Source organism: Geodermatophilus maliterrae (assembly GCF_041018925.1).
GTDB lineage: Bacteria > Actinomycetota > Actinomycetes > Mycobacteriales > Geodermatophilaceae > Geodermatophilus > Geodermatophilus maliterrae.
In genome coordinates this window covers 16771-29097 of sequence record NZ_JBFNXQ010000066.1, presented here as the reverse complement: position 1 = coordinate 29097, position 12327 = coordinate 16771, and the positions used below count along the sequence as shown (strand labels likewise).

14 protein-coding genes are annotated in these 12327 nt (G+C 74.5%); 5 read left to right on the top strand and 9 right to left on the bottom strand.

The annotated features are described in order from the left end of the window. The 3 genes from iolB to iolC form a co-directional block, all read right to left on the bottom strand. A partial coding sequence (gene iolB, locus ABQ292_RS18325; RefSeq protein WP_369209034.1) for a 5-deoxy-glucuronate isomerase occupies window positions 1-900 on the bottom strand: 900 nt, incomplete at its 3' end. 109 nt (window positions 901-1009) lie between these two features. Next, a complete protein-coding gene (locus ABQ292_RS18320; RefSeq protein ID WP_369209032.1) occupies window positions 1010-1933 on the bottom strand; it encodes a class I fructose-bisphosphate aldolase in 924 nt (307 codons plus the stop codon). Continuing rightward, window positions 1926-2888, bottom strand: coding sequence for a 5-dehydro-2-deoxygluconokinase (gene iolC / locus ABQ292_RS18315; protein WP_369209030.1), 963 nt, complete (start codon window positions 2886-2888; stop codon window positions 1926-1928). Before iolC ends, ABQ292_RS18320 begins: the two co-directional genes overlap by 8 nt. A 230-nt stretch (window positions 2889-3118) precedes the next feature. Here iolC and ABQ292_RS18310 point away from each other — a divergent pair, with 230 nt between their 5' ends. Beyond that, window positions 3119-3841: a GntR family transcriptional regulator gene (locus ABQ292_RS18310; protein ID WP_369209028.1), complete on the top strand. Its 723-nt coding sequence runs from the start codon at window positions 3119-3121 to the stop codon at window positions 3839-3841. A gap of 192 nt (window positions 3842-4033) precedes the next feature. Beyond that, window positions 4034-4276, top strand: a complete 243-nt coding sequence (locus tag ABQ292_RS18305; protein WP_369209026.1) for a hypothetical protein — start codon at window positions 4034-4036, stop codon at window positions 4274-4276. Window positions 4277-4327: 51 nt separating this feature from the next. On the opposite strand, the gene ABQ292_RS18300 is transcribed toward ABQ292_RS18305, so the two are convergent. After that, window positions 4328-4528, bottom strand: coding sequence for a hypothetical protein (locus tag ABQ292_RS18300; protein WP_369209024.1), 201 nt, complete (start codon window positions 4526-4528; stop codon window positions 4328-4330). A 467-nt stretch (window positions 4529-4995) separates the two neighbouring features. Between ABQ292_RS18300 and ABQ292_RS18295 the strand changes: the two genes are divergently transcribed. Together ABQ292_RS18295 and ABQ292_RS18290 are read left to right on the top strand one after the other, a co-directional pair. Further along, window positions 4996-6189: an MFS transporter gene (locus ABQ292_RS18295; protein ID WP_369209022.1), complete on the top strand. Its 1194-nt coding sequence runs from the start codon at window positions 4996-4998 to the stop codon at window positions 6187-6189. Between the two features lie 183 nt (window positions 6190-6372). Then, the gene (locus tag ABQ292_RS18290) at window positions 6373-7263 is read left to right on the top strand and encodes an alpha/beta fold hydrolase (protein ID WP_369209036.1); all 891 of its coding nucleotides are present in this window, start codon (window positions 6373-6375) and stop codon (window positions 7261-7263) included. Between the two features lie 14 nt (window positions 7264-7277). Here the strand turns inward: ABQ292_RS18290 and ABQ292_RS18285 are convergent, their stop codons facing one another. From ABQ292_RS18285 to ABQ292_RS18265, 5 genes are read right to left on the bottom strand one after another with little or no spacing between them, the layout of a single operon-like run. Continuing rightward, window positions 7278-7694, bottom strand: coding sequence for a hypothetical protein (locus ABQ292_RS18285; protein WP_369209020.1), 417 nt, complete (start codon window positions 7692-7694; stop codon window positions 7278-7280). Next, a complete protein-coding gene (locus ABQ292_RS18280; protein ID WP_369209018.1) occupies window positions 7691-9850 on the bottom strand; it encodes an amidohydrolase in 2160 nt (719 codons plus the stop codon). Before ABQ292_RS18280 ends, ABQ292_RS18285 begins: the two co-directional genes overlap by 4 nt. Next, entirely contained in the window at window positions 9831-10625 is a 795-nt protein-coding gene (locus ABQ292_RS18275; RefSeq protein WP_369209016.1) for a cytosine permease, read from the bottom strand. Before ABQ292_RS18275 ends, ABQ292_RS18280 begins: the two co-directional genes overlap by 20 nt. A gap of 57 nt (window positions 10626-10682) precedes the next feature. Beyond that, window positions 10683-11300, bottom strand: coding sequence for a purine-cytosine permease family protein (locus tag ABQ292_RS18270; protein WP_369209014.1), 618 nt, complete (start codon window positions 11298-11300; stop codon window positions 10683-10685). After that, window positions 11297-11464, bottom strand: a complete 168-nt coding sequence (locus ABQ292_RS18265) for a hypothetical protein (RefSeq protein WP_369209012.1) — start codon at window positions 11462-11464, stop codon at window positions 11297-11299. The genes ABQ292_RS18270 and ABQ292_RS18265 overlap by 4 nt, the downstream gene beginning before the upstream one ends. Window positions 11465-11611: 147 nt before the next feature. Here ABQ292_RS18265 and ABQ292_RS18260 point away from each other — a divergent pair, with 147 nt between their 5' ends. Further along, the gene (locus tag ABQ292_RS18260) at window positions 11612-12202 is read left to right on the top strand and encodes a TetR/AcrR family transcriptional regulator C-terminal domain-containing protein (protein ID WP_369209010.1); all 591 of its coding nucleotides are present in this window, start codon (window positions 11612-11614) and stop codon (window positions 12200-12202) included. The last annotated feature ends 125 nt before the right edge of the window (window positions 12203-12327 follow it).

Below are 12327 nucleotides of genomic sequence, written 5' to 3'. Positions count from 1 at the left end.
TCGGGACTCTCCGTTCGGGGTCGCAGGGTCGTGCAGGGGGAGGCGGGGGTCGATCGGCTCGGCGGCCCAGGTGCCGCGGATCCACGCGTGCTGGGGGTCGTCGACGATCCGCCAGGCGCGCTCGGCCCCGGGACCGGCCATGACGTTGAGGTAGTAGAGGTCGTGGCCGGGGGCGGCGATCGACGGACCGTGCCAGCCGTGCGGGATGAGGACCACGTCGCGGTCGCGCACCTCGGCCAGCACGTCGATCGGCCGATCGGGTGTGCCGTAGACCCGCTGGTAGGCCAGGCCCGGCTGCCCCCCCGGCCCGGGCGCCACCTCGAAGTAGTAGATCTCCTCGAGCTCGGTCTCCACCTCGGAGGCCTCGTCGTGCTTGTGCGGCGGGTACGACGACCAGTTGCCGCCAGGGGTGATCACCTCGCAGGCGATGATCGCGTCGGCCTCGAAGACGTCCGCGGTCGCGAAGTTGTTCACCTGGCGGCTGCACCGGCCGGCCCCGCGCAGCTCGACCGGCACGCCGGCGGCCGGGCCGTAGCGGACCGGCAGCCGCCGGCGGGCGCGGGCGCCGCAGAGCGCGAAGCGCCCGCCGCCGGGGCTGGACAGTGCCGCGGTGGCCTCCCGCGGGAGGTAGGCGAAGTCGGTCGGCCCGGCGAAGACGTCGCTGCGGCCGGCGAGGGTCAGGACCTCCCCGTCGCACTCGATGCCCAGACCGCCCTCCAGCGGGACGACGACGACCTCGTCGGGGCCGGTCTCCAGCGTGTGGCGGCCTCCGGCGGACAGCTCGAGCACCCGCAGGCTCGAGTGCCCCCAGCCGGCGGACTCCGGCGTCACCTCGAGGGCGTACGGGCCGGTGGCGGCGGTACCGGCGGGCAGGTGCAGCGACTCGGTGGTCGCGGTCATGTGCTGCTCCTCTGCGATGGGGAGGACGGCGGCTTGCCGAGGCGGCCCCGGCCCTCCTGCAGGGGCCCGCCGCGAGCTCGCGAGCGGTGGGGGGCAGGAGGGCCCTTCGTCAGTGCACCAAGGAGACCGCGGTGTCCACGGCGGCGGCGACGTCGTCGTCCGGCGGGTAGAGCAGCGTGCGGCCGACGACGAGGCCCCGCACCGCGGGCAGCGCCAGGGCGTCGCGCCAGCTGGCGTAGGTCTCCTCGGGCCGGCGGGAGGGGTCCCCGCCGAGCAGCAGGGTGGGCAGCGTGGTGGCGTCCATGACCCGCTCCATCTCGGCGACCACCGGCAGCTTGAGCCAGGTGTAGGCCGAGGTGGCGCCGAGCCCCTGGGCGATGTGCACCGACTTGATGACCCCGTCGGGGCTGAGGTCGTTGGCGACCCGCCCGTCGACCCGCCGGGACAGGAACGGCTCGAGCATGGCCACGACCCCGGCCCGGGCGAGCTCGGTGACCGCGCTCCCGGACCGCTCCAGCATCCGCACCGTGCCGGGGTCGTCGAGGTCGATCCGGTTGAGCATCTTGGCCGCCTCGAACCGCGCTGCGATCACCCCGGCGACGTCGTAACCGGTCATCCGGTCATCGAGCTCGAAGCTGGCCCCGGCCAGCCCGCCACGGTTCATCGAGGCCACCACGACCTTCTCCTCCAGCGCGCCGAGCAGCAGCAGGTCCTCGGCGACGTCGGCGGTGGCGAGCAGGCCGTCCACACCGGGGCGGGCGAGCGCGGTCCGCAGCCGGTCGAGCATGTCGGTGCGGCTGTTCATCGCCGTCGGCCGCCCCTGGGCCGACAGCGCGCCGCGGGCGGGGTGGTCGGCGGCGACGAGCATGAGCCGGCCGTCCTCGGGCAGGAACGCCGGTCGGCGGCGGCGCGCGGCCAGGGCCCGGCCGATGGCCTGCGGGTCCCGGCTGCGCAGCTCGGTGACCTCGGCGTAGGTGGTGCACATCGGCGGGGCGCCGAGCACCTCGGTGGGGGCCAGGGCGGTGTCAGACACGGGTGCCCTCCAGGGAGACGGTGACGTGGGCCTCGATCTCGGCGGCGGTCGGCATCGCGGTGGAGCACTCCAGCCGGGAGGCGACGATCGCGCCGGCGGCATTGGCGTTGCGCAGCACCTGCTCCAGCGGCAGGCCGGTGAGCAGGCCGTGGGCCAGCGACCCGCCGAAGGCGTCGCCGGCGCCGAGGCCGTTGACCACCTCGACCGGCGTGGGCGGGACGACGACCCGTTCGGTGCGGGTCTTGCCCAGGACCCCGCGGGGGCCCTGCTTGACGATCGCCAGCTCCACCCCGGCGTCGAGCAGCGCGTCGGCGGCGCGGTCGGGGTCGGTCTCCCCGACCGCGACCTCGCACTCCTCCCGGTTGCCGACGGCGACCGTGACGTGGGGGAGGGCCGCGCGCACCTGCTCGCTCGCCTCCTCCCGCGACGTCCAGAACATCGGCCGGTAGTCCAGGTCGAGCACGGTGTGCCGGCGCCGTCCCCGGGCCTCCCACGCGGCGTGGTGGGCCGAGCGGCTCGGCTCCTCGGACAGGCCGGTCACCGTCGCCCAGAACAGGCCGGCGTCCCGGATGGCCGAGGTGTCCAGGTCCTCGGGGCGGAGCTGCAGGTCCGGGGCGGTGGGCCGGCGGTAGAAGTACAGCGGGAAGTCGTCGGGCGGGAAGATCTCGCAGAAGGTGACCGGCGTCGGGTGGGCCGGGTCGACCACCACGAGACCGTCGTCGACGCCCAGCTCGCGCAGGGCCCGCCGCACGAACCGGCCGAACGGGTCGTCGCCGACCCCGGTGACCAGAGCGACCGAGTGGCCCAGGCGCGCAGCGGCGACCGACACGTTCGCGGCACTGCCGCCGAGGAACTTGCCGAACGTCTCGACGTCCTCGAGCCCGACGCCGACCTGCAGGGGGTAGACGTCGACCCCACTGCGGCCCATCACGACCATCTCCCGGGCGTTTCCCACGGTGCTCCGTCCCCCTGCTCGCCGGTCCGCCTGCCCCTGGGACTGTGCTCCGGGACACACACGCATGTCAAGACTTTGTAAGGACATAAAGCCAACAGGACTTCTGGATGTCGACCACCACGGACGAGTGAGGACGACAGGACGTGCTGAGGTGCGATCATGAACCGGCGGTTGTGCCGAGTCGCCGGCCGGACCGATGCGGTGCCTGCAGCCGAGGAGGGCCTGTGCTCATGTTCGACATCGACCGCTCCAGTCCGACCCCGCTGTACTTCCAGCTCGCCCAGGCGATCGAGGGCGCGATCACCGGGGGCGCCCTGCCGGCCGGCTCGCGGCTGGAGAACGAGGTCCTCCTCGCCCAGCGGTACGGGCTCTCCCGCCCGACCGTGCGCCGGGCGGTGCAGGAGCTGGTCGACAAGGGGCTGCTGGTGCGCAAGCGGGGGGTCGGCACCCAGGTCATCCAGCCGCACGTGCGCCGCTCGGTGGAGCTCACCAGCCTGTACGACGACCTCTCCAGGGCCGGCGATGCGCCGACGACCGAGGTGTTGTCACTGGACCGGGTCCCGGCGCCGGCCGACGTGGCCAAGGAGCTGGACGTGACCGAGGGCGACGAGATCGTCGTGGTGCGCCGCCTGCGGCGCTCGCACGGGGAACCGCTGGCACTGCTGACCAACCACCTGCCGGGGCGCTTCGAGCCGACCGTGGAGCAGCTGACCGAGCGGGGCCTCTACCAGTACCTGCGCGCCCAGGGCGTGCACCTGCGGGTGGCCCACCAGCGCATCGGTGCGCGGTTGGCTCGCGCCGAGGAGGCCCGCCTGCTCGACGAGCCGCCGCGCTCTGCCCTCCTCACGATGCAGCGGACCGCCTTCGACGACCAGGGCGGGGCCGTCGAGTACGGCCGGCACGTCTACCGCGCGTCCCGCTACGACTTCGAGACCACGCTGGTCGGTCGCTGACCCCCGGCGCGTCGGGGCTTCGGCATGACCTGTGCCTCGTTTCCGATCCGGCCTCCGGTGGTCTCGGCCACATCTGCTCACCCGTGGTGGGCACACTCACAGTGTTCCGGCGACATGTGCCAAGCCCGGTGGTCGACCATGGAGGAGGAGACACCGACCGAGAGCACGACGACCGAGACCGTGGAGACCACCATGCAGGGCACTGCCTTCGCCATCGCCGACACCACGCCCGACCTGGGCTTCCTGAACGCGCTGCGCCGCCGCCGCGCCGAGCGGCGCGCTCGTCGCGCGCTCGAGCGCGAGCTCGCCGACTACGCCACCGTCAGCGACCGGGACGACCTCGCCGCCCTGATCGCCGGCCGTGGGGACACCGACAGCGCCGCCGCCAGCGTCCTCGTCGCCCAGGCCCGCCGCGATCTCTTCCGCGCCCGCTGAGGGAGAGGGGACCCTCCCCTCACCGGCTCGGTGGGCCTGGAGGGCCCCTCCTCAGGTGAAGGGGTTCTCACCGGCCTCGATCTCGGCCGCGAACTCCCGCAGCGCCGCCCGGTCCGGCGTGCCGCCGGCGTCCCGCACCGCGGCGTCCAGCGCGGCGAGGACCTCGTCCGCCGGCCGGCCGGCCATGCTGTCACCGATCCCGGCCAGCGTGGGGGCCACGCGCTCGCTGAGCAGCTCGGCCCGTCGGGGCACCGGTGGCCGCAGGAGGCGGAGGAGCTCCTCCTGCAACCCGTTCCTCGATCCCCGCGGCACGTCCCACCCCCTCGTCCTGTGACGGGTGGGCGCCCGGTCTCGAGCCGCAGGGCCGACGACCGAGGACGCCCCGGACGGCTGCAAGCTACCCGGTCCCCGACCGGCGCGGCACCGGCCACACGTGCCGTGGGGTGGGTCTGACGCCGTCGAGATCGCGGCCGACGACCGGCGCACCGTCGAGGAGTTCGAGGCCGCCGTCGTCGCCTTCGACGAGGTGGTCGCCGGCCGTCGCCCGCGCCGTCTCGCGCCAGACCGTGGAGCGGCTCGAGGACTGACCGGGCCCCGGGGGACACGACACTCGGTCGAGCCGTGACGGGCGCAGGCGGGGTGAGCGCCGAGGTGGTGGACTCGGCCCGTCGGACGGCCACGGTGCGGCGTCGTCCGTGGGCAGGTGCGGAGGTGACGTCGTGCGGGTGCGGCCACGCGTGCTCGTCCTGCTCGTGGCCCTCGCCTCCGCCGTCGCCCAGGCCTTCGGCCGCTTCTCGTACGCGTTGCTGCTGCCGGCGATCAACCGTGACCTGCTGGGCTCGTACGCGGTGGCCGGGTTGGTCGCCACGGCCAACGTCACCGCGTACCTGCTCGGGACCGTGGCCGTGAGCACGCTCTCCCGCTGGGCCCGGCCGGCCGCGCTGATCCAGGCCGGCCTGGCCTGCAGCGCGGTGGGCCTCGCGCTGCTGACCCGCGCCGGTGGCGCCGGGGAGCTGGCCGTCGGACTCACCCTGACCGGCGTCGGCGGAGCCTTCATCTGGGTGCCGGCTCCCGGGCTCGCGGGCTCCGTCGTCCGCCCGTCGCGCCGCGGTGCCGCGATCGGCGTCGCGGGCTCGGGCATCGGCGGAGGGATCGTGTTCGCCAGCGCGCTGACGTGGACCCTGCAGGCCCGGGGCGGCGATGCCTCCTGGCGCACGGTCTACCTGGTGGAGGCGGCGGTGGCGCTGGTCGCGCTCGTGCTGTGCCTGCTCCTGCTCCGGCCGGCGCCGCACCGCGACGACGAGGCCCCCGTGCGCGCCGGCGCCCTCCGACGGGTCCCCGGCTGGATCGGTCTGACCGGCGGGTACGCCGCCTACGGCCTGGCCTACTCCGTCTACACGAGCTACCTGGTGACCGCGCTCGAGGACGACGCGGGCTTCTCCGCCGGCCACGCCTCGGCGGTGTACACGCTGGTGGGCGTCGGCCTGACCGCCGGCGGGGTCGTGCTGGGACCGCTGTCCGACCGGTGGGGTCGCGGTGCCACGCTGATCGGCGGCTACCTGGTCATGGCAGGAGCCATCCTGCTGGTGCCGCTGGGCCTGGAGCCCCTGGCCTCGGTGTCGGCCCTGCTGTTCGGACTGACGATGTCGGGGCTGCCGGCGGTCATCGCCGCGCACCTGTCGGACTCCCTGACCCCGCGGGAGTTCGCCGGGGCCTTCGGTCGCTGCACCCTGGCCTTCGGAATGGCGCAGCTGTGTGGTCCCCCGCTCGGCGGGTTCCTCGCCGAGACGGCGGGCGGGTTCCTCGTCCCGTTCCTCCTCGCCGGGGTCGTGGCGGCGGTCGGTGCCGGCCTGAGCCTCGGTGTCCTCCGCGCCACGACGACGCGCCGCCGGCCGGACCGCATCCGTTCCTGATCGGCGCCGGCCGCCGGCGTCCGGAGTCCGCCGCTGGCGGCCCGGTCCGGCCCTGTCCGGTTGGTCACATCCTGCCGAGCCCCGGTCCCGGGGGCGTCGTCCCCCCTAGCCTCGTGGAGAGGCCGTGCTCCGCGTCCGGGGCACCGGCACCGGCCCACGGTCACTCGCGCCGAGGAGGATCCGATCAGTCGCCGAACACCCCGCACGAGGTCCCTGCACGTCGCCGGCCCGGACGGGACGCCCATCCGGGCGTGGTCGGCCGGCAGCGGGATCCCCGTCCTGCTGTGCAACGGGTTGGGGGCCTCGCCGTCGGCCTGGCCGGCCGTCGTGTCCGACGACAGTGGCTTCCAGGTCGTCGGCTGGGACCACCGCGGGCTCGGGGCGTCCCGCCGTCCGCGGGATCCCGGCCGGGTGCAGATCGAGGACCACGTGGCCGACGCCCGGGCGGTCCTCGACGCCTTCGGCCTGCCGGCCGCGACCGTCGTGGGCTGGTCGCTGGGGGTCAACGTCGCGTTCGAGCTGGCACTGGAGGACCCGGGACGGGTGGACGGCGTCCTGGCCGTCGCCGGCGTACCGGGGGGCAGCTTCTCCTCGCTGTTCGGACCGCTCGGGGTCCCCCGCCGCCTGCGGGCTCCGGTGGGGCGGCTGAGCAGCCGGCTGCTGCCGGTCATCGGGCCGCTGCTGCCGGTCCTCACCCGCAGCGTGCAGCCGTGGCACACCCTGCTCGCGCCGGCGGTCGCCGGACGCTCGACCCCGGAGGCCGCGCGCCTCGGGGCGCTCGCCACGGTGGTCGGCGAGTTCGCCGAGCACGACTGGGGCTGGTTCCGGCACCTCGCGGTGGCCGTCGCCGACCACGCTCCGCTCGACCTGTCGTCGCTGTCGTGTCCGGTGACCTTCCTGGCGGGCCGGTACGACACGCTCGTCGACGTCGCGGACGTCCGGGCCGCTGCCGTCGCCGTGCCCGGGGCCCGGTACCGCGAGTTCCCGGCGACGCACTTCCTGCCGCTGGAGGCCCCGGGGGCGATGCGGGACGAGCTGCGCCGGCTCGCCGCGAGGCGCCCCACCCGCATCTGAGGGCGGCGCGACGGTCAGTCGTCGTCCGGGGAGCAGTCCAGCCCACCGTTGTGGCCGTCCCGGAGGTCCCACTCCTCGGTGCGGGGCTCGCTCGTCCACGTGTGCGAGGCCGAGTTCACGCCGCCGCCGGCGGCGGTCCAGGCGGTGTACACGCCGCAGGGGCCGTAGGGCAGCAGACCCGTGCTCTCGACCTGGACGGAGCTGCGCGGCTGGAGGGCGACGGTCTGCCGCACCAGGTCACCGGTCGAGCCGACGTAGCCGCCGGTGCCGTAGAAGGTGCCGGTGGCGAGCACGTGGACGTTCTCCACGAAGTCGGACGTGTTGGTGATCCGGTAGGACTGCCGGCCCGCGTCCTCCTCGTGGTGCCACATGTCCTCGACGACCGGCAGGTCGGCCGGGTCGTTCCAGCCGCACTGCCCCGTGGTGTTCACCGCCCAGGTCGCCGTCGCGACACCGCCGACGAGCTTCGTGACGGTCGCCCGCAGCGCCGGCACCCGGAGGTGGCCGTCGGAGGCAGCCGAGAGAGTGGTCCTGTCCGTCGACTGGCCGGTCGTGACCACCAGCGAGTCCCGGAGGACGCCCGAGAGCTTCTCCCGCAGGGCGATGTCGTAGCTCTCGTTCGCCTTGAGCGCCGGCAGGCGGAACCCGACGGCGTAGGTGCCGAAGTCGTCCGAGGACCGCACGCAGCTGACGGTGACGTCCGACACGTTGGCGTTGTTGGCCGTGGCCCCGTGGGGGTCGATGCCGGTCCCGCACGCCGTCGGCGCGGGACGCGGAGGATCGGACCACGGGTGCCCGGCCCCGTGGGTGAGGCGGTGGGCGGCTGCGTGCTGCTGGGACGGGAGCGGGACGCGGGCGCCGACCCCACGGCCACGGCGCTGCCCACCCGGCTGGTGGACGGCCGACCCCGCCGCCGGACGACCGGGCTGACAGCGGGGCCGGCCGGTCCGCTGTCAGCCCTCCCGGTACGTCGTGACCCCGCCGACGACCGTCCGCACGACGCGGGCCTCGAGCAGTGAGTCGACCCCTCGGTGAACGGGTCGCGGTCGACGACCGCGAAGTCCGCGAGACGACCGGGGGTGAGCAGTCCCCGCTCGTCCTCCGCGCCGCAGGACCAGGCCGCGTCGTGGGTCGCGTGACGGAGGGCGTCGGCCAGCGGCAGCGCGAAGCCCGGGACGTTCGGCGGCAGGGACGGGTCGAGGGCCGACCGTCGGGTCGCCGCGATGTAGAGGTTGCGCAGCGGGGAGTGCGGCGCGGTGGGTGCATCGGTGCCGAAGGCGAGCCGGGCGCCCGTGGCGGAGAACTCCGGCCACGGGTACCCGCGGTCGGCGCGGGAGTCGCCCAGCATCGCGCGCCAGTTGTCCTGGACGGCGGGGTCCGCGTGGACCGGTTGCATGGAGGCGGTGATCCCGAGCCGGGCGAGGCGCGGCACGTCGGCGGGGTCGACGTACTCCAGGTGCTCGATCCGGTGCCGCCGCGGACGCGCGCCGTTCCGCTCGACCGCGTGCTGCAGCGCGTCGAGCGCGACCCGGACGGCCTGGTCGCCGATGGCGTGGATCGCGATCTGGAGCCCGGCGGCGTCCGCTGCGGCGACGGCCGGGGCCAGGGCGTCGTGGTCCCAGATCGGCTCGGGCAGCGCTCCGTTCGAGTACGGGGCGGTGAGTGCCGCGGTGCACCCGTCGATCACGCCGTCCACCACGAACTTGACGCCGGCCATGCGCAGCCAGGGGGAGCGGTGCTCCCGGGCCAGCCGGGCCGCCGTCGCCACCTGCGCCAGGTGCCCGGCCGTGTCCCCGACGCGCTCCATGAACCAGTGCCCCACGATGCGGACGGCGAGGTCGCCGGCGCGGTGGGCGCGGTCCATCGCGGCCAGCCCGTGCTCGTCCACGGCCATGTCCACCACGCCGGTGATCCCTGCGGCCGCGTACGCGGACACCGCGGCCGCGAGGTGGCGGTCCCGGTCGGCGTCGGTGCGCTGCGCGGCGAGGAACGGCCACACGATGTCGTGCATCGCCGTCTCGTCGACGTGGCCGGTGGGCTCGCCCGTGCGCGGGTCCCGGGCGATCGTGCCGCCGACCGGATCGGGGGTGTCCCGGGTGATGCCGAGCTCCTCGAGCGCCCGGCTGTTGACCCACACCGAGTGGTAGTCGTTGGCGTCGAGGTAGACCGGCCGGTCCGCGCAGACCGCGTCGAGCACCTCGCGCGTGGGTCGACCGCCCGGAACGGCCGAGAACAGCCATCCCTGGCCCAGGACTCGGGGCGCGTCCGGGTTCGCCCCGGCCCAGTCGCGGACCCGCCGCTGGATCTCCGCGAGGTCGTGCGCGTCCCGGAGGTGCGCCCGGGTCAGCGCGTCCCCGGTCATGAGCACGTGCGTGTGTGCGTCGACGAAGCCCGGGACGACGAGCCCCCCGGCGAGGTCGACCACGTCGGCGTCCGCGCCGGCCACCTCCCTCGCCCGCTCCTCGGTGCCGACGTGCAGCAGCCGGTCGCCGCGGACGACGAGCGCCTCCGCGGGAGGGGAGTCCGGCCCGGTGACGACGGGGGCGCCGCGGTACAGCGTCGTCCGGTCAGCTCGCTCGGTCGACATGCAGACCCTCCCGCTCGACATAGCCACCCTTCCCGGCCGGGACGACGACGAGGCGCGTCAGCAGGTAGTGCACGACGCCGCTGACCAGGAACGCCGGCAGGGTCGCCGTGGTGTACCGGAACACCGACGCCGACTCGAAGGTGATCGGGTTGAGCAGCACGTAGTAGGTCAGCGCACCGGCGGCCACCGCGAGGAAGGCGACCGGGTTGACCCCCCGCCAGAAGCTGTAGCGGGAGACCCCTTCCGGCTCGTACACGTCGCGGACGTGCAGGGTCCGCTTCCGCAGCAGGAAGAAGTCGACGAAGTACACCGCGCACAGCGGGGCCAGGACCAGCGACACCCAGGCGAGGAACTTGAAGTAGTTGTCGTAGATGGCGGCCGGCCAGAAGACGACGACCGCGGCCGGCGCGAACAGGAGACCGGCGAGCACCGGCCAGGGGAGTCCCCGGGTGGCTGCGCCGCCGGCGCGGCGGATGGCCAGGCTGCCGGAGTAGGTCTGGCCCACCATGCTCGTCACGTTGGCGAAGGCGACGAAGACCAGTGCCAGCACGCCCAGCACGGCCCCGCCCAGCGGCACCATCCACACCGTCGGGTCGGCGTCGCCCAGGACCAGGGCGGCGAACGAGCCGACGACGCCCGCCACGACGCTGGCCAGGAAGAGCCCCAGCGTGTTCGGCCAGAACGCGGTGCGCTGGGTGGTGGTCAGCCGCGCCAGGTTGCCCAGGATGGTCCACCAGGAGAACCCGACGCCCAGGCTCAGCTCGAGCGCGATCATCCAGTCCAGCCCGGGATCGCCGAGGGGTGCCAGCGGCTCGGCGGCGAGCAGGTCGGTTCAGGAGTGCTCGGTGAAGACCGCCCCGAGCATGACGACGGTCATGACGACGAGGGCCGGGGCCACGAACTTGTTGACCCACTCGATGGACACCGGGCCCTTCACCAGCAGGAGCCACGAGCCGAGGATCGCCACGAGCGCGGCCGTGACGACCATCCCGCCCTCGGGGCCGAAGTCGGTGCCCAGCGCGGAGTTGCTGACGTTCACGACGGCCCGGCCGAACATGATCGCGAGGACCGCGTTCCAGCCGGCGGCCGCGAGGGGGAACAGCACCAGGACCAGGGCCCGGGAACCTGTGCCGCCGAAGACGCTGCGCAGTGCCGTGTACTGCTCCAGGCCGTACTTGGCCGACGGGATGCACGTCGTCAGGGACACCAGGACGACGCCGATGAGGTTGCCGATGACGCTGGCGGCGATCGCCGTCTCGGCGCCGACGAAGACCGCCAGGGTCCCGCCGCTGAGGAAGGCCCAGGTGGCGATGGCCAGCCCGACGTTGACCGACGTGAAGGACCAGAAGCCCCAGATCCGCTCACTCGCGAGGGTGGGCAGGTCACTGGTCCCGGCGTCGGTGCTGATCTCCGGCGCCGCGGCGGTCCGGGCGCGCACGTGCTCGCTCATGCCGGGTAGCTCCACCAGATCATCGCCACGATCAGCGCCGCGCCGAGGACGACGAGGAGCACCAGGTCGCGCGCGGGCAGGTCGGCCCGGGCGGGATCGACGTAGTCGGGGTCCTCGATCACGGCGAGCCGGGCCTGCAGCTCGCGGTCGAAGTCGTCGGCCATCGCGCGTCCTCCGGTGTGTCGGCTGGTTAACTAGCAACGCTAGTTAGGAGCGGAGACTAGCGTCACACCGGCGCCCCGGGAAGGGGTCCGCCGAACTCTCGGTGGCACGGACTGGTGGGGGTGGGCGTGGGACGGCGGTCCGACCTGGTGCTGACCAGGGAAGCCATCGCGCGGACGGCGCTGACGATCCTCGACGAGGAGGGCGCCGCGGCCCTCACCGTGCGACGGCTGGCGGGCCGCCTCGGCGTGCAGTCGCCGTCGCTGTACAACCACGTCTCCTCGAAGGACGAGATCCTCGACGCGGTGGTCGAGCTCATCGACGAGGAGATCGACACCGACTGCCTCGACGACCCCGACTGGCGCCGGGGCGTGACGGCCTTCGCGCACAGCTACCGCCGGGCCTTCCGGGCGCACCCGGAGGCGCTCGCCCTGATCGCCCGGGAGGCCGTCGAGACCGACCCCGCGCTCCGGGCCTACGACGCGGCGCTGGGCGCCCTGCTGCGGGCCGGCTGGTCACCCGAGCGGGCGCTGCAGTTGCTCGCCTCGATCGAGTACCTGGTCCTGGGGTCGGCGCTCGTCCCGTTCACCGGCGGGTTCGTCCGCACCCCCGCCGAGTACGCCGGGCGCTATCCGGCCCTGGCCTCCGCCCTCGCCGGGGCGTCCGACCTCGGGACGGTGGACGACGTCGGCTTCGAGCGCGGCCTGGCGGCGCTGCTGCGCGACGAGCCCCCCGGCTGAGCCCGTCCCGGGTCGGCCCGGTGCGCCTCACGCCCGGCACCCGTGTCCCGCCGGACCGGTGCGACCGGCCCGCTGCCCCGGCTCCGCCCTACTGTGAGGCGCGGCACAGCCGACACGGCCGAGAG